20 protein-coding genes and 1 pseudogene are annotated in these 18363 nt (G+C 71.1%); 10 read left to right on the top strand and 11 right to left on the bottom strand.

Annotated elements, in window-relative coordinates:
• Positions 1 to 116 precede the first annotated feature (116 nt).
• The 3 genes from ABH926_RS24295 to ABH926_RS24285 form a co-directional block, all read right to left on the bottom strand.
• Positions 117 to 2234: a response regulator gene (locus ABH926_RS24295; RefSeq protein WP_370368040.1), complete on the bottom strand. Its 2118-nt coding sequence runs from the start codon at positions 2232 to 2234 to the stop codon at positions 117 to 119.
• On the bottom strand, positions 2231 to 3613 hold the full coding sequence (locus ABH926_RS24290; RefSeq protein ID WP_370368039.1) for an ATP-binding protein: 1383 nt from the start codon (positions 3611 to 3613) through the stop codon (positions 2231 to 2233). Before ABH926_RS24290 ends, ABH926_RS24295 begins: the two co-directional genes overlap by 4 nt.
• 135 nt (positions 3614 to 3748) lie before the next feature.
• Positions 3749 to 5068 (bottom strand): hypothetical protein, encoded by a 1320-nt coding sequence (locus tag ABH926_RS24285; protein WP_370368038.1) that lies wholly within the window; start codon positions 5066 to 5068, stop codon positions 3749 to 3751.
• Positions 5069 to 5229: 161 nt separating this feature from the next.
• Between ABH926_RS24285 and ABH926_RS24280 the strand changes: the two genes are divergently transcribed.
• Positions 5230 to 5565 carry a hypothetical protein gene (locus tag ABH926_RS24280; protein ID WP_370368037.1) on the top strand — a complete coding sequence of 112 codons (336 nt, stop codon included), beginning with the start codon at positions 5230 to 5232 and terminating at the stop codon, positions 5563 to 5565.
• Positions 5566 to 5638: 73 nt separating this feature from the next.
• Here the strand turns inward: ABH926_RS24280 and ABH926_RS24275 are convergent, their stop codons facing one another.
• Positions 5639 to 6397 (bottom strand): response regulator transcription factor, encoded by a 759-nt coding sequence (locus tag ABH926_RS24275; protein WP_370368036.1) that lies wholly within the window; start codon positions 6395 to 6397, stop codon positions 5639 to 5641.
• Positions 6391 to 6783, bottom strand: a complete 393-nt coding sequence (locus ABH926_RS24270; protein WP_370368035.1) for a histidine kinase dimerization/phospho-acceptor domain-containing protein — start codon at positions 6781 to 6783, stop codon at positions 6391 to 6393. Before ABH926_RS24270 ends, ABH926_RS24275 begins: the two co-directional genes overlap by 7 nt.
• A gap of 231 nt (positions 6784 to 7014) precedes the next feature.
• Here ABH926_RS24270 and ABH926_RS24265 point away from each other — a divergent pair, with 231 nt between their 5' ends.
• Positions 7015 to 7920 (top strand): glycosyltransferase family 2 protein, encoded by a 906-nt coding sequence (locus ABH926_RS24265; RefSeq protein WP_370368232.1) that lies wholly within the window; start codon positions 7015 to 7017, stop codon positions 7918 to 7920.
• The gene (locus tag ABH926_RS24260; protein WP_370368034.1) at positions 7917 to 9245 is read left to right on the top strand and encodes an FAD-dependent oxidoreductase; all 1329 of its coding nucleotides are present in this window, start codon (positions 7917 to 7919) and stop codon (positions 9243 to 9245) included. The genes ABH926_RS24265 and ABH926_RS24260 overlap by 4 nt, the downstream gene beginning before the upstream one ends.
• Positions 9246 to 9318: 73 nt before the next feature.
• Here the strand turns inward: ABH926_RS24260 and ABH926_RS24255 are convergent, their stop codons facing one another.
• A complete protein-coding gene (locus ABH926_RS24255; RefSeq protein WP_370368033.1) occupies positions 9319 to 10215 on the bottom strand; it encodes a UTP--glucose-1-phosphate uridylyltransferase in 897 nt (298 codons plus the stop codon).
• Between the two features lie 62 nt (positions 10216 to 10277).
• Between ABH926_RS24255 and ABH926_RS24250 the strand changes: the two genes are divergently transcribed.
• Positions 10278 to 11024 carry a DUF6348 family protein gene (locus tag ABH926_RS24250; protein WP_370368032.1) on the top strand — a complete coding sequence of 249 codons (747 nt, stop codon included), beginning with the start codon at positions 10278 to 10280 and terminating at the stop codon, positions 11022 to 11024.
• 51 nt (positions 11025 to 11075) lie between these two features.
• Here the strand turns inward: ABH926_RS24250 and ABH926_RS24245 are convergent, their stop codons facing one another.
• The 3 genes from ABH926_RS24245 to ABH926_RS24235 all read right to left on the bottom strand — a co-directional run bounded on the left by ABH926_RS24245 (position 11076) and on the right by ABH926_RS24235 (position 13007).
• The gene (locus ABH926_RS24245) at positions 11076 to 11744 is read right to left on the bottom strand and encodes a hypothetical protein (RefSeq protein WP_370368031.1); all 669 of its coding nucleotides are present in this window, start codon (positions 11742 to 11744) and stop codon (positions 11076 to 11078) included.
• A 47-nt stretch (positions 11745 to 11791) separates the two neighbouring features.
• Complete coding sequence (locus ABH926_RS24240; RefSeq protein ID WP_370368030.1) at positions 11792 to 12175, bottom strand: hypothetical protein; 384 nt, start codon at positions 12173 to 12175, stop codon at positions 11792 to 11794.
• A gap of 118 nt (positions 12176 to 12293) precedes the next feature.
• On the bottom strand, positions 12294 to 13007 hold the full coding sequence (locus ABH926_RS24235; protein ID WP_370368029.1) for an SDR family oxidoreductase: 714 nt from the start codon (positions 13005 to 13007) through the stop codon (positions 12294 to 12296).
• A gap of 110 nt (positions 13008 to 13117) precedes the next feature.
• Here ABH926_RS24235 and ABH926_RS24230 point away from each other — a divergent pair, with 110 nt between their 5' ends.
• Positions 13118 to 13945: a helix-turn-helix domain-containing protein gene (locus ABH926_RS24230; protein ID WP_370368231.1), complete on the top strand. Its 828-nt coding sequence runs from the start codon at positions 13118 to 13120 to the stop codon at positions 13943 to 13945.
• 58 nt (positions 13946 to 14003) lie between these two features.
• On the opposite strand, the gene ABH926_RS24225 is transcribed toward ABH926_RS24230, so the two are convergent.
• Positions 14004 to 14567: an RICIN domain-containing protein gene (locus tag ABH926_RS24225; RefSeq protein ID WP_370368028.1), complete on the bottom strand. Its 564-nt coding sequence runs from the start codon at positions 14565 to 14567 to the stop codon at positions 14004 to 14006.
• A 311-nt stretch (positions 14568 to 14878) separates the two neighbouring features.
• Between ABH926_RS24225 and ABH926_RS24220 the strand changes: the two genes are divergently transcribed.
• The 5 genes and pseudogenes from ABH926_RS24220 (at position 14879) to ABH926_RS24200 (ending at position 17787) form a co-directional block, all read left to right on the top strand.
• Positions 14879 to 15235, top strand: a complete 357-nt coding sequence (locus tag ABH926_RS24220; RefSeq protein ID WP_370368027.1) for a PRC-barrel domain-containing protein — start codon at positions 14879 to 14881, stop codon at positions 15233 to 15235.
• Positions 15236 to 15261: 26 nt separating this feature from the next.
• Positions 15262 to 15606, top strand: a pseudogene (locus ABH926_RS24215) (F0F1 ATP synthase subunit alpha); the annotation flags it as partial.
• Positions 15607 to 15638: 32 nt separating this feature from the next.
• On the top strand, positions 15639 to 15854 hold the full coding sequence (locus ABH926_RS24210) for a hypothetical protein (protein ID WP_370368026.1): 216 nt from the start codon (positions 15639 to 15641) through the stop codon (positions 15852 to 15854).
• Positions 15855 to 15973: 119 nt separating this feature from the next.
• Complete coding sequence (locus tag ABH926_RS24205; RefSeq protein WP_370368025.1) at positions 15974 to 16555, top strand: hypothetical protein; 582 nt, start codon at positions 15974 to 15976, stop codon at positions 16553 to 16555.
• 209 nt (positions 16556 to 16764) lie between these two features.
• Positions 16765 to 17787, top strand: a complete 1023-nt coding sequence (locus ABH926_RS24200) for an acyl-CoA desaturase (RefSeq protein ID WP_370368024.1) — start codon at positions 16765 to 16767, stop codon at positions 17785 to 17787.
• A 185-nt stretch (positions 17788 to 17972) separates the two neighbouring features.
• Here the strand turns inward: ABH926_RS24200 and ABH926_RS24195 are convergent.
• On the bottom strand, positions 17973 to 18363 hold a 391-nt coding region (locus tag ABH926_RS24195; protein ID WP_370368023.1), incomplete at its 5' end, for a hypothetical protein.

The following is an 18363-nucleotide window of genomic DNA, read 5'->3' as shown; positions in this document are numbered from 1 at the left end:
TGCTCCCGCGCGCCGGGTACGAAGTGTTCAGCACCCACGCTCGGCGCCGCAGGTCCGGTCGCCCTCAAGTGCTTCTCAGCGTTTGCTCAAGGGCGGTTCGCTCACGGGCGGTTGGCTCAAGGGCGGGCGGAACGGAGCAGCTGGTCCAGCGCGGTGAGCAGCGCCGCGGTCGTGAACGGTTTGCGGATCAGCGAGACCGGGCCCACCGGCGCGAAGCCCTCCGAAAGCTCGCGCGCCGTATAGCCCGACATCAGGAGCACCGGCAGATCCGGTTGCCGGGCCCACATGCGTTCGGCCAGCGCGGTCCCGGACATCTCCGGCATGACGATGTCGCTCACCAGCGCGTCGTGGCCGGCCGGCGATCGTTCGGCCAGGGCCAGCGCGGCCTCCGGCGACGGCGCCGCGACGACCTGGTAGCCGGACCGGCTGAGCATCACGGCCACCAGCTCGCGGACGTCGTCGTCGTCCTCGACGACGAGCACGGTCTGGCCGCGGCCGGTCGGCGGTTCCGGTTCCCGGCCGGGCGGCGGCGGTACGGCGTCCGGAGCCGCCGGCAGGTCCACCTGCACGGTGGTGCCCGCGTCCGGCGCGGAGTCGATCGTGATGCGCCCGCCCGCCGCCGTGACCATGCCGTAGGCGGTCGACAGCCCCAGACCCATGCCCGCGGACGAGTCCGTGGTGAAGAAGGGCTCGAAGATGTGCTCGACGGTGCTCGCGGGCATCCCGATCCCGGTGTCGGCCACGCTCAACCGCACTCGCGGCCCGCTGTCCGCGCCGGGCTCGCTCTCAGGCTCGCTGTCGGACTCGCTGTGGGGCCCGGGTCCCGGCCCGGCGCCGGACCGGCCGCCGCCGGACATACCGCCGGACGCGCCGCCGGACGCGCCGCCGGACGCGCTGCCGGACGCGCTGCCGGACGCGCTGCCGGACGCGCTGCCGGACGCGCCGCCGGACTCCGGCCCGGCCGCCGGGACGTTCCGGGTCCGGACCGTCAGGCAGCCGCCGTCGGGCATCGCCTTGCGCGCGTTGACCACCAGGTTCAGCAGCAGCCGCTCCAGCTCGCTGCGGTCGATCATGACCCGCCACAGGTCCGGGGCCAGGTCGGCGACGAACTCGATGTCCTCCCCGATCGCCCCGCGCAGCACCTGCTCGGTGAGCACGACCGCCTCGTTGACGTCCACGATCTCCGGCGCCACCGACTCCTGCCGGCTGAACACCAGCAGCTGCCGGGTCAGCCCGGCGCCGCGCTCGGTCAGCCGCCGGACCAGCTCCAGATGGGCCCGCACCCCGCTGTCCTCGGGGCTCTCGGCCAGCGCCAGCTCGGTGTGGCCGAGGATGACCGCGAGCAGGTTGTTGAAGTCGTGGGCGATGCCGCCGGCCAGCCGGCCCAGCGAGTCCAGCCGCTCGGCCTGGTGCAGCTGCTGCTCCAGGGACTCGCGCTCGGCGGAGGCCTCGACCTGGTCGGTGATGTCGCGCAGGATGCCCTCGATGGCCACGGTCCGGCCCTCGGCGTCGTTCAGGGCGACGGCCCGCTGCTCCGTCCACACCTTCGTGCCGTCGGGCCGGTTCCAGCCGATCGTCAGCGGCCCGGGCATCGGGTTCTCCCAGGCCTGCCGGAGCAGCGCGCGGTCCTCGGGGGCGACGATCGCGAAGACGGCGCTCGGATCGCCGCACAGCTCCTCCGGGTCCCGCCCGAGGATGACCGAGGTGGTGGGGCTGAAGTACTCCACCTCCAGCCTCGGGTGGATCCGGACCCGGTACAGCGCGTCGGGGATGCGTTCGGTGAGCTGCCGGTATCGCTCCTCGCTGACCCGCAGCGCCTCCTCGGCGGCCCGGCGCTCGCGGCGGGCGTACGCCTGGGTCAGCTCCCGGCGCACCGCCGGCACCAGCCGCACCATGCGGCCTTTCAGGACGAAGTCGTGGGCGCCGGCCCGCATCAGGGTGACCGCGGACTCCTCGCCGATCAGGCCGGACACCACGATGAACGGCACGTCCAGGCCGCTGGCGTGCAGCAGCTTCAGCGCCTCCTCCGCGGTGAACCCGGGCATGCCGTAGTCGGAGATCACCAGGTCCGGGGGACGGTCCCGCAGGGCCCCGGCGACCTCGCCGGCGGTCTGGGCCCGCTCGTACTCCACCCACAGGCCGCCCCGCCTCAGATGCCGGACCAGCAGCACCGCGTCGTCGTCGCTGTCGTCGCAGACCAGGAGCCTGAGTTCGTGGGAGATGCCGGCGGTCATGGGACCTCGGCCCCGGCGGCCGGCGGTGGATCGGGGGCGCCGGGCAGCGTGAAGTAGAAGGCCGCGCCCTTGCCGACCTCGCTCTCCGCCCACACGTGGCCGCCATGCCGGGTGATGATCCGGGCGACCAGCGCCAGGCCGACGCCGCTGCCGGCGAACTCGGTGGCGGAGTGCAGGCGCTGGAACGGCGCGAACAGCCGGTCGGCGTGGCGCATGTCGAACCCGGCGCCGTTGTCGCGGACGAACAGGACCGTGCCGCCCTCCTGCTCGGTCGAGCCGACGTGGATCGCCGGCTCCGGCTGCTTGGCGGAGAACTTCCACGCGTTGGAGACCAGGTTGCGCATCACGATCTCCAGGAGCGCCGGATCGCCGATCGCGGCCAGGCCGTCGTCGATGGAGATCCGCACCGAGCCGGCCGCCTCCGGATCGGCCGCCGCCAGCTCGCCGGCCACCCGGTGCGCCATCGCGCTCAGATCCACCGGACGCCGGGAGAGGTCGGCCCGGCCGGCCCGGGACAGGTTCAGCAGATCGTCGATCAGCCGGCCCATGTGCTTGGTGGCGGCGACCACGCGGTCCAGATAGTCGCGCCCGTCCTCGTCGAGCTGCCCGCTGTGGTCCTCCAGCAGCATCTCGCTGAAGCCGGCCACGGCCCGCAGCGGCGCCCGCAGGTCGTGCGACACGGAGTAGGCGAAGGCGTCCAGCTCCCGCGCCGTGGCCTCCAGCTCCGCGGTCCGGTCCCGGACCCGGCCCTCCAACTCGGCGTTGAGCCGCCGCTCCTTCTCCTCGACCCGCTTGAGCGGCGTGATGTCGGTGGAGATGCCGCAGATGGCGTAGGTGCGGCCGGCCAGATCCCGGATCGGGTACTTGACGGTGATGTAGGTGTGCACACCGTCCGGATGCGGCGCGACCTCCTCCATCTGGATCGGCGCGCCCCGCGACAGCGCCCGCAGGTCGTTGGCCCGGAAGTTGTCCGCCATCTCCTTGGGGAACAGGTCATGGTCGGTCAGCCCCACGATGTCCTGCCGCCGGATCCCGAAAAGCTGCTCGTACTGCCGGTTCACCAGCAGGTAGCGGCCTTCGTTGTCGCGCATGTAGATGACCGCGGAGGTGTTGTCGATGACCTTCAGCAGCCGATCGGTCTCCTGCCGCTCCTGCGCCAGATGCTGTTCGGCCAACCGCCGTCCGCTCAGCATCCGCCCCGCGACCGCGCACGTCCCGACCCCGGCCACGGCCAAGAGCGCCCCGAACCTCAGCGCTCTCGGCGCCCGCAGCCGCCCCGCGACGGACCGCCGCTTGCGCGCCGAAGACCCGGAGCCGGCTCCGGCGCCCGGGCTCAGCGCGGTGGCCGACGCCGCACCGCCGATCCGCTGCCCGTTCATAGTGCCTCCGCAGCATGGGCGACCCGGTTCATTGTCGGTGGCATCCCGCGTTCGCACCACCGGAGTGTCGACCGGACGGGCCAAGGGCGAGGGCGCGTGGTTCGCCGGCGCGTTCCGGATATGCCGCCCGCCACCTCAGCTCTCTCCGGCCCGGTACCGCACCGTCGGAACCCCGTCCGGATGGCCCGCCGGCGCGCTCCGGCTCAGCTCATCCGCCGGCAGCATCACGAACATCCGCAGCGGATGGTCGCGCCGCGCCCGCGTGAGCCGCACCAGCAGCGGCTCCTCCATCCCGCTGGTCCCGCGCCGGTTGGACACCAGCGGCGAGTCGCCGACCCCGGACTCGTCCCGCGCGCGCTGCGGCTTGAACAGGTACTTCTCCATCAGCATCAGGTGCACCCCGCCGACCTTCGCGTTCGCCGCCAGCAGCGAGTACCAGGCGGTCAGCCCCGGATGCTCGCGCACCAGGTCCCGTAGCTGGTCCCGGGTGGCCGTGGCGAGTTCCGGCGGCGACAGATCGAAGGCCTGCAGCAGCGACGCAGCCAGGTCGGGCCGGGCGGCCTGCCGGTCGAGCCAGGTCCGCTCCTCGTCCAGCAGCGCCGGGTAGTTGCGCCTCATGTGGTGGTGGTATCCGGGGAAGTCGATGCCGAGCAGCAGGTCGCGACGCAGGAACTGGACGTCCTGCGCGCCGCTGGGCGGGATGTCGTCGGGCTGCCAGTGCACCGCGAACTGCCGGAAGACGTCCATGAAGTGCTCGGTGCCGAGCCCGCCGTGGTCCGGGGCCAGCGCGGCGAACCCCTGGTTGGCCGTGGCCAGCGCGGTCAGGAACCGGGTCGCGGCCCAAGCCCGCTCGGCCGCCTCCTCGGAGCGGATGTCGCAGGAGCCGTCCGCGACCGGTTCCAGCACGTCGTTCGCCGCCAGCTCCAGGGCTTCCGACGTCTTCAGCAGTTCCAGGAACGCCAGCTCGCCGGGATCGCCGGTGTAGGTGCGGATCCGGTCGTCCGCGAAGACCCCCGGCACGGCCGTGACCGTCTCGCCCCCGACGCGCACCTCGGCGGTGGGCACATTCCATCTGACGATCGACGCGTAGCAGTCGCGTCCCGGGTGTCCGGTCCCGGAGGCCTCGGCCACCGCCGCGAAGTAGCTCAGGAACGGCACGCCCCGCGCCCCGACCTCCAGCCCGCCGAACGACTCCTGCGGCTTGGCCTTGCGCGCGACGTCGGCCTCCTGGTGGTGCCGCGCGGCCGAGGCCCCGAGCAGCCCGAGCATCACCAGGACGCGGCGTGCCTCCCGCGGCGTGTACTCGCCGGCGTCGGGCAGATCCGCCAGCACCGCCGCCCGGGCCTGCGCGACCAGATCCCGCGCCGGCCGGCGCCGCCGCATGACAGCCTGGTTGAGCAGCGGCAGCTCGGTGAGCGTCCACTGGTTCCACCGCTCCCACCACACGGGATCCACTGTTCCAGGAGATCACCCACGGCAGGTGGGGCGACACCCGTGACCCCTCATCCTGGGCCGTTTGAGCAGAACCTGACGTGGAGCAGATCTCCGCTTGGTGTTCGCCGCTCAAGCTGGGGCCCATGGTTCCTCCGACTCCCACGTCAGGACCCGCGGAACCTGTGGACCGCGTCCGCCTGGCGAGGGTGCGCGACGAGGTCGGCGAGAGCACGATGCGGCGTTTCATCGCGACGTACCTCGACCTGCTTCAGCCCCGCTTGAAACGCATCGTGCAGCCCCGCGAGAGCGGTCGCGCCGACGGGTTGCGCGCGGCCTATGACCTGCGGGTCGCTAGCGAGATGCTCGGAGCGGGCCGACTGGCCGGCCTCGTCGCCGGGATCGAGCAGGCCTACCGGGACGGCCGGGCGGCCGGTTCCCGTCCGATCGCGGCACTGCGCCGCGAAGCCGACGCCGTGGCCGAGGACCTGGCCGGCGTGCTGCGCGACCACGCCGCATGACGATCCCGCCGCAAAACGCTCCGCAGCACGACGGTCCCGCCGCATGACGAAACTCGGGGTACAGGCGCCGATATCAGTCGGCCCGCGGCATCACGCCGCTCCCGCCCTGCAGCGGACTCTGCTCGACATCGACATCGGCGCCGAACCGGTAGCCGACGCCCCGCACCGTGCGCACCAGCCCGCCGCCGTCGGCGCTCTGGCCCAGCTTGTGCCGCAGATTGGCGACGTGCACGTCGATCACGTGGTCGTTCACCGCCCACTCGGTCCGCCACACCTGCCGCGCCAGCGTCTCGCGCTCCCACACCCGCCGCGGCTGGCTCATGAACGTGACCAGCAGGTCGAACTCGGTCCGGGTGAGCGGGACCGGGGCGCCGGCCAGCGTCACCTCCCGCATGTCCCGGTCCACGACCAGGTCCCGGCTGCGCAGCACCGAGGGCTCCGCGGCCGCTCCGGGGTCGTCCATCCGCGGCCGCCGCAGCATCGCCGTCACCCGCGCGCGCAGCTCCCGCGGCGAGAACGGCTTGACCATATAGTCGTCGGCCCCGACTTCCAGGCCGACCAGCCGGTCCGCCTCCTCGGTGCGCGCGGTCAGCATGATGAGATAGGCGTTGCTCATCGTGCGCAGCCGCCGGCACACCTCGATCCCGTCGATGTCCGGCAGGATGAGGTCCAGCGTGACCAGGTCCGGACGCAGCGCGGCGGCCAGGTCCAGGCCCTGCGTCCCGGTCCCCGCCTCGGCGACCTCGAAGCCGGACTGGACCAGCGTCTCGCGCAGCAGCAGCCGGATGTCCGCCGCGTCCTCGATGACCAGCGCTTTGTCCCGGGTCACCATCGCGTCTCCCGCGCGGCCTCCTCTTGCGGTTCCGCGCCGGGAAGCGGAAGGCGGACCGCCCTGTAGTCGTCGATCGGCCGACGCCGGCCGTGCGGATCGTGCGGATCGTGCGGCGCGGGCTCGAGACTGTCCACCATCGCCATCAGACGGGCCGCGTTGTCCGCGATGACGGCCAGCAGCCGCCGCTGCTGTGCGGTGACCGGTCCGGCCGCGCCCTCGCCGAGCAACTCGGTGAAACCGACGATGCTCGTCAACGGCGTCCGCAACTCGTGCGACGCCGCATGGAGAAGGTCAGCCGATTCATGGTCCAGCGGACGCAGCGCGTCGACCAGCGCCGCGATCGCATCTCGCCTGTCTTCCGAGCAGGTGTTCCGATCACCGAACACGGACCCCAGGCTAGTCGCGAACCGCTGGGGCCACACCTTGAGCGGCGCGCGCGGCCGCGCACAGCATTGAGCAAATACAGATGCGGCCTTGAAGGCCGCTGGATCTCGATCGCCGAATCTTCCCTTAGTAACCGAGCAGAGCCGAGGGACCGCATCGCCGTACGGCGACCCGCGGATCGCCCGGCGGGCGTCAGGAGGACAGGTGAGGCCACCATGCCTGCGAGAGACACGGTGTCGCCCGATGGGGTTTCGACACTCCCGCAGCCCGTCAGCACCCAGCTCACCGGGGGATTCCGTCCTCTTCCGCGACCGGAGAGGCAGCCCTCCGGGTTCCCGTCCGAGCCGCGACCAAGGGCGCGAGCCGGCACCGCGCTGAAGGTCAGCGTCGTCATCCCCGCCAAGAACGAAGTGCGCAACCTCCCGGACGTCCTGATCCGGCTGCCGGCCCCGTTGCTGCACGAGATCATCCTCGTCGACGGCGGATCTCACGACGGCACCGTCGCCGCGGCCCGTCGGGTCTGTCCCGACGTGGTCGTGGTCCAGCAGACGCGTCGCGGCAAGGGCAACGCGCTGTCCTGCGGCATCGCGGCGTGCAGCGGCGACATCATCGTCACGATGGACGCGGACGGATCGACGGACCCGGCCGAGATCCCCTACTTCGTCGCCGCCCTGGCCGCCGGATGCGACTTCGCCAAGGGCAGCCGCTTCCTGGCCGGCGGCGGGAGCAGCGACCTGACCCCGCTGCGCCGCGCCGGCAACCGCGTGCTGGCCATGATGATGAACGCGCTGTACGGCACCTCGTTCACCGACCTCTGCTACGGCTACACCGCCTTCCGCGCGCGGTGCGTGGACCGCCTGGGGCTGCCGGGCACCGACGGCGCGGCCGCCGAGCGCGGCGACGGGTTCGAGATCGAGACGCTGCTGGCCGCGCACGCGGCCTCGGCCCGCCTCAAGCTCGCCGAGGTGCCGTCCTACGAGTACGCGCGCACCTTCGGCGAGAGCCACCTCAGGACCTGGGCCGACGGCTGGCGTGTGCTGCGCACCATCGTGAGCGAACTGGGCCGGCCGGTGCGCAGGACGGCTGTCGGATCCCGCCCCGCCCACTCTCGTCCCACCTACAACGGGGAGCAGCGATGACCGCGACAGTCTCCAGGCCCGACGCCGCCGTCCCGGCCGCGAGTCCGGCCGACAGCACGGTCGACGTCGTGGTCATCGGAGCCGGTCCCTACGGCCTGTCCACGTGCGCCTTCCTCCGCCACCACGGCATGCGGGTCCGGATCTTCGGCCGGACCATGCGGTCCTGGACGGCCCACATGCCCAAGGGCATGAACCTCAAGTCCGCCCCGGCCGCCTCCAACCTGGCCGCTCCCCAGCCGGGCCACAGCCTCGCCGACTTCTGCGCCGAGGCCGGCCTGCCCACGCTGGAAGGCGTGGACCCGGTGCCGATCGGTGTGTTCACCGACTACGGATTCTGGTTCGCCGAGCGCCTGGTGCCCGACGTCGAAGCCGTCGAGGTGTGCGGCGTCGAGCAGCGCCTCGGCGGGTTCGTCGTCACCACCGAGCAGGGCGAGCGGATCGACGCCGGCGCGGTCATCGTGGCCAGCGGGCTGATCGGGCACGCGTACGTCCCGCCGAGCCTGTCGGCCCTGGCCAGGAGGGCGAACGCCGGCGCGGGGGAGGGCCGGCCCTGCGCGAAGCTCGTGTCGCACAGCTCCGAGCACGCCGACATGGCGGCGCTCGCCGACCGCGAGGTGGTCGTCGTCGGCGCCGGCCAGTCGGCGCTGGAGAGCGCGGCGCTGCTGGCCGAGTCCGGCGGGCTGCCGGTCGTGGTGGCCCGCAGGCCGCAGGTGGTGTTCGCGGAAGCCCCGGATCCGGATCTGCGCGGCGTGGGGCGCGTCGTCGACCGCCGGCACCTGGTGCCCAAGCCGCCCACGCCCCTGGGCCCGGGCCTGTCGCTGTACGCCTGCGTGCAAGGGGCGGCCGCTTTCCGCCTTCTGCCGGGCCGGGCGCGCCAGGAACTCGTGGCGCGCATCCTCGGGCCCTCGGGCGCGTGGTGGCTGCGCGACCGCGTCGACGGCGTCGTGCCGATCCTCGAGGAGCACCGCGTGGCCGGCGGGACGGTGGTCGGCGACCGGATCGCGCTGAGGGTGCAGGGCCCCGGCGGCGCGACGCGGACGATCCACGCCGACCACCTGCTCGCCGCGACCGGATACCGGATCGGGCCGGGAGCCTTTCCGTTCCTGGCCCCGGAGATCCGGACCAGGCTCGCGCGCCGCGGCGGGTGGCCCGTGCTGGGCGGCGATTTCCAGTCGTCGGTCCCGGGACTGTACTTCGTCGGGTTCCCGGCCGCGGGTACGTTCGGGCCGCTGATGCGGTTCGTGTGCGGGACCGTCTTCGCCGCCCCGCGCGTCGCCGCCGGGGTGGCGGCCAGGTCCCGGGCGTACCGGCGGCGCGTCTGGTGAGGGACGGTGCGGCCGCCGGCGTGGACCCGATCGGCGGTGCGGTCGGTGTCGACCGGACCAGCCGCGAGCGGCGTCAGTCGGCCGCGGAGTGGCGCGCGGAGAGCCCGCGCAGGATCGGGCCGTACTCGGGGTGCGCCATCGCCGCCATGAACTGGGCGACCAGGTAGTCCGCGGGATTGCCGGTGTCGTACCACTGACCGGCGATGACCTGCCCGTACACCGCGTGCTCAGCGGCGTGGGCGTTGATCGCGTCGGTCAGGTAGACCTCGCCGGAGCGGTGCCGCTCCCACTCGTCCGTGATCCGCTGGAGCTCCTCGATGATCGCCGGGGTGACGACGTACCCGCCGATCGCCGCGAACTCGGAGGGCGCCTGCTCGGGCTCGGGCTTCTCGAGCAGCCCGGTGATCCGCAGCAGCCCGCCGCCCAGGTCCTCCTGGACGTCCGGCACCCCGTACCGCCGCGAGTCGCCCCGGGCCATGGGCATCAGCGCCAGCACCGGGCACGCGGTCTTCTCGAAGGCCGCGATGAGCTGCTGGGCGCGCGGGACCTCGGCGACGAAGACGTCGTCCGGCCACAGCACCAGCATCGGCTCGTCCCCGAGCCCCCGCGCGGCGTTGAGCACCGGCGTGCCGTTGCCGTAGGGCCCGATCTGGTCGAGGTAGGTGATGTGCCCGGCCCGCGACAGCTCGCCGACGTCCTCGACGGCCTGGGCGTAGTCGGTCTTGCCGGCCGCCTGCAGCTGCTCGACCAGGGCCGGATTCGGCCGGAAGTGCTGCTGGATCAGGTCCTTGCCGCCGGACACCACGATGGTGATGTCGCAGATCCCGGACGCGACCAGTTCCCGCACCGTGTGCTCGATGACCGGCCGGTCGCCGACCGGCAGCATCTCCTTCGGGATGGCCTTGGTCAGCGGCAGCAGTCGCGAGCCGATCCCGGCTGCCGGGATGACCGCCTTGCGGATCGTCGCCATGCGGCAAGACTATCAACCCCCAGACGGTGCGCCGAGGAAGCGGCGCTCGCTAAAGTGCGCGCATGGGCTGGTTGAAGAGGCAAGTCTCGCGTTCGGCGCCGCATGCCCCGGCCGAACCGATGTCCGCCGCGGAGTTCAAGCTGAGGCTGGCGAACTCCTATCTGGACGCGATGTTCCGGCCCTGGTTCCTCGACCGGGACGAGGAGCACGGCCTGCTCCTGGCCGGACCGAACGCGTCGATCGTCTTCCTCGGCTCCTGCGAGAACGACCAGGATCCCGAGCACGTGCGGCTGGTCTTCGCGATCGCGAACGACGACGGGACCGTGACCCACGTGCCGGACTGCGTCCAGATCCCCGGACCGGATGTGAACACCGCGCTGAACCGCGGCGTCGAGACCTGGGCCGACACCACGGCCCGCGCGGTCATCGGCATGTTCCAGGGACCCCGCAACAGGGTCGGGGAGACCTTCGGACCCGACCACTCGCACGGCGTCCCCGGCTGGACCGTCAGCGCCGGCCTCATCGGCGGCTGGGGCGTCGGCGACGAGCACGAGGCCCACAAGGACTGGTTCATGCGGAACCCGCCGTGGCGACTCGTCGCCCCGCACCTGCTCCCGGACCTCGACCCGGCCAGGCCGAACGGCGTCAAGTTCTACCTCGCCACCAGCTCCGCGTCGCAGGACGTGGAGGTCCGCGTGAACGGCGACCTCCACGAGGCCGCCACCCGGGCACTGCGCGAAGCCGACTGGCCGCGGACCGAGGAGATGACGGTCGGTCGGACCTTCGCGATGATCGTCCGCGCCGACTGATCGGTCCCCGAGCCCCCGAGCCCCAAGCCCCCAAGCCCCCGAACTCGCGGATCAGCTCAGATGCGCGGTGTCGATGGTGATGTAGCCGCCGGTCATCGGGCTGGAGGTGACCGTGAAGTAGCCGACGTCGCCCCCGGAGTCCAGGTAGCACGTCATGTCACCGTCGCCGATGACGACCTCGCGCACCGGCTGCTTGGCGATGGCGTCGCGGCACTGGGCCGCCGTCGGGTTGGTCACGCCCGTCCAGCCGGCCAGCTTCCCGGCGGTGGAGTAGATGAATCCGCCCTGGACGTAGATGGCGTCGGTGTTCGGCCCGGCCAGCACCGGCGGCGTGTGGGAGAAGTCGTAGCCGACCGGCTGCGCGCCGGCCTCGGCCACCGTGAGATGGAACCCCCGCACCAACTCGGTGGACCCGCCGCTCTTCGAGTCCGACATCGCCCCGGTCGCCACCGCTCCCGTGCCGCCGAGGACGACCACGGCCGTCGTGGCGACGATCACCGGGTGCACCGAGGCGAAGCTGAACAGCGGGCCGATCACCGGGATCGAGAGCTTCAGGTTCCTCTGCGTGGTGGTGACGGTCGAATTGTCGCCGGCGGTGACGGTCACCGACGAGTCGTCCCGCGTGCCGTGCCGTCCGCCGCTCTTCTGTGGCGGCAGGTAGGTGTTGTGCTGGGTGTTGCCGTCGCCGACTTGCGCGCCTTTGGCCTGACCGATCCGCATGGCTGACTCTCGCCTTCCCCCCGGCCCGCCGTCCCGCCAGCGGGCACCTAATGGAATGTGTTGGTCTGCGTGTTGCCGTCGCCGACCTGCACGCCGCGTGCTTCCCGCAGGTCGAGCCGGTACGTGCCGGACCTGGTGCCCTCCGGGTCGGCCAGGGCCAGCAGCTGCCGCGCGTCGGCCAGGAGCCGGTCGTCGACGGCCCCGGCCAGGACGAGTTCGTGGACCAGCTCGTGGACCAGCCCGTCGGTGGACCCGCCGCCGCTGTCGATCGCCTGGATCTGCGCCAGCGCCGCGTGCCGGCCGGCCAGCCGCCGGACCACCACGTGCTTCAGCGCGCCGTAGCCGTCGGACACCGCGGCCGAGGCGGTGCCGCCCAGACCCGCGCCGGCGCCGGTGACCAGCGCCTGCACCACCAACGTCGCCGGATCCACCCAGCACCTCCCGCTCGCGCGTAGATCGCAGGGCCCGAATTCTCCCCCGGCAGCGCAAAGCTAGCGGGTGCCGGAAAGATCCCGCACCCGTTTGCCATGATTTCTCCGGAAGATCACGTCAGCTGATGCGATGGCCCCCGTCGACGTGCAGCACGGTGCCGGAGATGTAGCTGTTGCCCATGACGGACGAGAACGCCTTGGCGATGTCGTCCGGAGTGCCGATCCGGCGGGCCGGCAGCCGCTGCGCGAGCTCGGCGAAGGCCGCCAGCTTGTCCATGCCGAGCGCGTCCCAGATGGGGGTGTCCACCCAGCCCGGGGAGACCGCGTTCACGCGCACCGGCGCCAGCTCGATCGACAAGCCGTAGACCAGCGACTCCAGGGCGCCGTTGGCCGCGGCCATGATCGTGTTGGAGCCGTTCGGACGGTAGGCGTTGATGCCCGAGGTGTAGGTGATGGAGCCGGTGACCCGCCCCGCCGCGTGCTTGGCGACCAGCCAGGCGCCGAGCACCTTGGTGTCCAGGACGGCGCGCGCGGTCGCGGTGGTGACGCCGGTGGTGGGTCCGTAGACGCCGGTCGCGTCGGCGGCGGTGACGGCCACATGATCCACCCGGCCCACCCCGGCGAACAGCTCGGCTATGTCCTCCTCACGCCCGATGTCGGCGCTGACCGCCGCGACCCTTCCACCGGTCGACGACTCCAAGCCCTCGCGCGCCGCGGCGAGCCGCTCGGCGGACCGCCCGACGATCGTCACTTCCATGCCCTCGGCGAGCAGCGTCCGAGCCAGGGCCAGGCCCATCCCGGAGCCGCCGCCGATGATGATCGCGTTTGTCATGCCTGAGAGCCTGTCCCGCCCGGCCACCGGCGACGAGACCGCCGCGTTCCTAGGTGTGCCACGGCCACCCCGGCCCCGATCACCGATGGCAGACTGAAGCGGTGAACGCCATGGCGCAGTTCTTGCGCGACCGGCGCGGCCGCATCAGCCCCACCGACGTCGGCCTGCCCAGCGGACTGAGCACCCGCCGCACCCCGGGCCTGCGCCGTGAGGAACTGGCCGCCCTGGCCGGAGTGAGCGTGGACTACTACATCCGCATCGAGCAGGGCCGGGAGAAGGCACCGAGCGACGCGGTCCTGGGCGCACTGGCCAAAGCCCTGCACCTGACCCCGGACGAGCACACCCACCTGCTGGGCCTGGCCGACCAGGCCGCCGGCCGCACCGCCCGCCGCCCGCCTGCGGATCCGCGCCCGGTCACCCCGGGCGTACACCTGCTGCTGGAGTCGCTCCGCCCGAGCCCGGCCTACGTCCTCGACGAGATCAACGACCTCCTGGCCGCCAACCCCGAAGCCCTGGCCCTGATGCCCGGCCTGGACGACTGGCCCCCCGGCCGGCGCAACACGATCCGCTACACCTTCCTGCACCCGACCGCCCGCACCCTGTTCGCCGACTGGAACCGCGTGGCCGCCAACAGCCTGGCGCAGCTGCGCACCGCCCAACTGACGGCCCCGGACCGAACCGCCGCACTGGTCGCCGAGATCTCCGAAGCCAGCGCCGAGTTCACCACCCTGTGGCAGCGCCACGAGGTACGCCCCAAGCGCGCCGGCTCAACTGACTTCCAGCATCCGGTGATCGGCCGGGTCACCCTCGCCAACGAGGCACTCGGCCTCGTGGGGGGGAGTCAGCGGATGCTGGTTTATCAGGCCGCGCCCGGGACGCCGGAGCACGACGCGCTCGTGCTGCTGGCCATGACCGGCAGTGGGGCACCGCAGACCTGACAGCTCCGTGCCTTCATGGGCGCGACTCTAGCCATTCGTCACGGGCAAGTGGCGTTTCTTAGTACGAGAAGAACTGCGCGTCCGATTCGTTGTCCTGGTAGATGTCGATGTTCCCGTAGTTCGCCTTGGAGCCGCCCTGCACGTCAAGGGCCTTGCCGCTGCCGTTGTTGATGAGGACCAACGAGATGCCGTGTCCGGGATCGGACGAGGGGTTCGAGCCCCCGAAGTACCACAGCTGCGCACCGGTCCGGTTGCAGGTGTACTGGTCGACGTTCGTGTAGTTCGCCGTACCGCCGTCGTAGACGTCGAGGCACTTCCCGCTGTTGTTGTTGACGATCTCGAAGAGCTCCAGCGAGTTGGAGTTGTAGCCCTCGGAGACGAACATCCACTGCTGGGTGTCGGAGCCGTTGCAGGTGTACTGGTCCACGTTGGCGTAGTTCGTGGTCTCGGAGTGGTACACCTCGATGCACTTGTTGCTGCCGTCGTTGACGATCGTGGAGAACCACGAGGTGGTAGCGTGCGCGGGGGCCGCGGCCAAGCTGGTCGCCACGGCCGCCGACGCCGCGACGAGGACGCCGGTCTTCCGTCCCAGCTTGCTGCGAAGTCCAGTGAACGCTGCCATGTCATGCCTTTCGTCGTGGCCGTCAAGCGCCGAGCAGGCGCTTGATTGTCGACACGCTCGCACGACGTGCTTGCAAGCGGGATCGCGTCCCGCTCGCGCCGGGCTTGCAGGGGCGAAACGCAGACCCCTTAGACGATTCGAGGCTGTTCACGCCGTGGTCTGAACTCGCTGGTCCCCTTTGAGTGGATATGTCACAGAAAGTGACATCCTTCCTCAACGTTTGGTTTGCGCTGTTCGGCGCACAAGGGAGCACACAGGCCAAGGTCGCAAGACGAGGCGGGACACGCCCCCGGCCAGTGTGAGGAGGCACGATGATCCAGACAGCGGACCTGCGGGAGTGGCGCACCTGCGATGTGATCGACAACGGCGGCCACAAGATCGGCTCCTTGGAGGCGGTCTACGTGGACACCAGTACCGACGAACCGGCGATGGCCACCGTCCAGGTGGGCATGCCCACCCGCCACCGCCTGGTGTTCGTCCCCCTGGACGGCGTGATCGTGGGACCCGGCTACGTCAAGGTCAACTACGCCAAGTCGCTCGTCAAGGGCAGTCCGGCGATCGGCACCGACGACATTCTGCCGTTCGAGGACGAGGAAGCCGTGTTCCATCATTACGAGATGCCCTACGAGCCGGGTGCTGCCGGAGAACGGCAGCTCGCCCGCCGATGACCACTGTGAAGGCGGTCTGATCCTTCATGGTGGAGCTCACCATTCGTCCGGACGAGATCCGGGACGCGTTGAAGCGCTTTGTCGCTTCCTACGAAACGTCGACGGCCCCGAAAACTGAGATCGGCGGCGTCACTGTGATCGGTGACGGTATCGCCAAGGTCGAGGGTCTGCCCTCGGCCATGACCAACGAGTTGCTGAAGTTTGAGGACGGCACCCTGGGCATCGCCCTGAACCTGGATGTCCGCGAGATCGGGGTGGTCGTGCTCGGCGACTACGGGCGGATCGCAGAAGGCCAGTCTGTGACGCGCACCGGCGAGATCCTGTCCACGCCGGTCGGTGACGACTTCATGGGTCGGGTGGTGAGTCCGCTGTGCGCCGTTTCGAGAAGGAGTTCATCGCCTTCTTGAAGACCGACCACGCCGGCGTTCTGGCGACGGTCCGCGAGACCGGTCAGTTCTCCGACGACACGGTCTCGGCGTTCAAGGACGCGGTCGCGCAGTTCAAGCGCGGTTTCGAGCTGGGCGACGGCACGCTGCTGGCCGACCAGGGCAAGGCCGAGGCGATGGACGCCGACAACGTCGGCCAGCTCAGCATCACCAAGCACGTCAAGGCCAAGTGACCGGGCCGCACGAGCCCCAGGCGCCCTGAAGCCTGTGCCGCCACGAAGTACGTGCGCCACCCCGTTTGGATCCGGCGATTCGGGTACTCATGGGCGGAAGCCCCTTTGAGGAGGCCCACATGATCACAGCCGCGATCATCACTTTCATCGCCGCCGTCCTGTTCATCGCCGTCGTCGCGATCAGCGGTCGGCGCGACCACACCAGGCGCGAGGTCCGAACCGCGTTCGGGCCCGAATACGACCGGGTGCGGTCCGAGTACGGCGGAACGCGGGCCGCGGACCGTGAGCTGGCGCGGCGCAACCAGATGCACAGCAGGATGCGCCTGGAACCGATCAGCGCGAACGACCGGGATCTCTACATCTCGTCCTGGGAGCGCCTCCGGGGCGGTTTCCCCGAGGACCCGGCGTTCGCCCTGGCGGGCGTCGAGCAGCTGCTCGGTCGGCTGCTGGAAGCCAGGGGCTATCCCGTCGACGATCGAGGCGAGCAGTTGGCGATGCTTTCGGTCGAGCACGGAGGCGTCTTGGCCGGCTACCGCCAAGCGCTGTGGGTCAGTGAGCGTATGCGGGCCGATCCGGCGTCGATGCCGGTCGAGGTGAAGCGCGAAGCCCTGATGCAGTACCAAATACTCTTCGACGACCTGCTCACCACCCGGGGTGCGGTGGTCCCGCGCGGGAGGAGGCAATCGGAGGCCACGCCGTGAACGCCGAGTAGCGCCCTTGGACCGGTGCCGCGTCTCTCCCCGCGAGGCGCGGCACCGCTGCGCGCAGTGCCTGGCCGCTGCCCGGTCTGTGGCCGTACAATATGTGCGAAACGCTCGAATCATCGCAGTCGACCGAGTTTCCGATCAGGTCTAGACCTCACGCCGGTCCAGTGACCCGCCTCGCTGCATTCACCAGTGAGGTGACCACCATGGCTGCTGTTCCCTATGACGGCGCTCAGCCGTTTCCCGGCCATCCGCCGACCTCCACGACGCCACTGCAACGCCGGGTCCAGGTGGCCGTGACGGCCCTGCTCGTCATCGCGCCGCTGCTCGGGCTCGTCGCCGCGGTGTGGTTGTTGTGGGGGCGCGGGGTCGGTGTCACCGATCTGGTTCTGGCGGGCTTCTTCTACTTCCTGACCGGGTTCGGCGTGACCGTCGGCTTCCACAGACTGCTGACCCACCGGAGCTTCACCGCCAGGCCGGCTTTGCGTGCGGGGCTCGCGGTCGCGGGATCGATGAGCTTCCAGGGGGCGGCCATCAGCTGGGTCGCGACCCACCGGCGGCATCACGCGTTCACCGACCGGCCCGGTGATCCGCACTCGCCCTACCGGTACGGCACCGGACCCGTGGGCCAACTGCGCGGCCTGGTCCATGCGCACTTCGGCTGGCTGTTCGGCGACGATCCGACCGACGTCGGCCACTTCGCCCCGGACCTGGTGGCCGAACCGGTCATGCGCCGTATCTCCGGGTTGTTCCCCGCGCTGTGTGTGGCGTCTTTGGCCTTGCCGGCTCTGGCCGGCTGGGCGATCGGCGGCTTCGCCTGGACCGCGGGAGTCACGGCGCTGATATGGGCCGGGCTGGCCCGGGTGTTCCTGTTGCAGCATGTGACGTGGAGCGTCAACTCCCTGTGTCACCTGCTGGGTAGGCGGCCTTTCGCGACCCGCCGGCACGACCGGGCCACGAACCTGTGGCCGCTGGCCCTGCTGTCGATGGGCGAGAGCTGGCACAACACCCACCACTCCGATCCGTCCTGCGCCCGGCACGGTGTGGACCGCGGCCAGATCGACCTGTCCGCCGGGGTGATCCGTCTTTTCGAGCGCCTCGGCTGGGCCACCGACGTCCGCTGGCCCGACCCTCGGCGCCTCGCCGAACATCGGCTTCTTCCGGCTACCGCTCCGGCTTCTGTACTCGCGCGCACGGGACCGCCGGCCTCTCGAGACCACGTCGGGTAGCGGGTGGGGGCGTTATATACGGATCATACCGATTCGCGCTAATGTGGCAGTAACTTCATACGCCCCAGACTTTGGCGCCGTGAATTCCGACGCGCCGTATGCGGTCGGGGCAGGCACCGGTTTGACCTTCGGCCGCGAAAGCCCTCCCACGCAGCCGACGCCCCATATGCGAAAGCGTAGGGCGCTCAACGGGCACGACCTCCACCAGCACGCCGAAACGTGAGGTCCAACCTCGCGCGCTGCGAGATCAACCGCGCTCGGGCCCTCGGCTCTGTGCCCGTCCCGCTGCGACCGGCGGCGCGGCGACCGGCCGAGTCGCGGTCGTCGCCGTGCGTCTGCCGCACCAGCGAGATCGAGCCCGCGAGCCCGCCTCCGAGCTGCCGATCGGCCGCGGTCTGGATCGCCAGGGCCCGGATCGTCACGGCCTGGATCGTCACGGGCTCGATCGCCGCGGTCGCGACCGGACTGATCAGTGAGCCGCGGCGCTGCGGTCCTTGGACCGGATGCATCGCCTGGCGCCCGGCGACGCCGAGCGGTCCGCTCTGCGGGTGGCCGTGATCACCGAGTACATGCCCT

This window comes from Catenulispora sp. GP43, from assembly GCF_041260665.1.
Lineage (GTDB): Bacteria > Actinomycetota > Actinomycetes > Streptomycetales > Catenulisporaceae > Catenulispora.
The sequence above is the reverse complement of the archived record's forward strand: the minus strand, read 5'-3'. Positions and strand labels throughout refer to the sequence as shown.

Bases quoted from the DNA above. Each gene is read 5' to 3' on its own strand.
- ABH926_RS24295 (WP_370368040.1), bottom strand. From the start codon at position 2,234: ATGACCGCCGGCATCTCCCACGAACTCAGGCTCCTGGTCTGCGACGAC.
- ABH926_RS24290 (WP_370368039.1), bottom strand. From the start codon at position 3,613: ATGAACGGGCAGCGGATCGGCGGTGCGGCGTCGGCCACCGCGCTGAGC.
- ABH926_RS24275 (WP_370368036.1), bottom strand. From the start codon at position 6,397: ATGGTGACCCGGGACAAAGCGCTGGTCATCGAGGACGCGGCGGACATC.
- ABH926_RS24260 (WP_370368034.1), top strand. From the start codon at position 7,917: ATGACCGCGACAGTCTCCAGGCCCGACGCCGCCGTCCCGGCCGCGAGT.
- ABH926_RS24255 (WP_370368033.1), bottom strand. From the start codon at position 10,215: ATGGCGACGATCCGCAAGGCGGTCATCCCGGCAGCCGGGATCGGCTCG.
- ABH926_RS24250 (WP_370368032.1), top strand. From the start codon at position 10,278: ATGGGCTGGTTGAAGAGGCAAGTCTCGCGTTCGGCGCCGCATGCCCCG.
- ABH926_RS24245 (WP_370368031.1), bottom strand. From the start codon at position 11,744: ATGCGGATCGGTCAGGCCAAAGGCGCGCAAGTCGGCGACGGCAACACC.
- ABH926_RS24235 (WP_370368029.1), bottom strand. From the start codon at position 13,007: ATGACAAACGCGATCATCATCGGCGGCGGCTCCGGGATGGGCCTGGCC.
- ABH926_RS24230 (WP_370368231.1), top strand. From the start codon at position 13,118: ATGGCGCAGTTCTTGCGCGACCGGCGCGGCCGCATCAGCCCCACCGAC.
- ABH926_RS24225 (WP_370368028.1), bottom strand. From the start codon at position 14,567: ATGGCAGCGTTCACTGGACTTCGCAGCAAGCTGGGACGGAAGACCGGC.
- ABH926_RS24220 (WP_370368027.1), top strand. From the start codon at position 14,879: ATGATCCAGACAGCGGACCTGCGGGAGTGGCGCACCTGCGATGTGATC.
- ABH926_RS24205 (WP_370368025.1), top strand. From the start codon at position 15,974: ATGATCACAGCCGCGATCATCACTTTCATCGCCGCCGTCCTGTTCATC.
- ABH926_RS24200 (WP_370368024.1), top strand. From the start codon at position 16,765: ATGGCTGCTGTTCCCTATGACGGCGCTCAGCCGTTTCCCGGCCATCCG.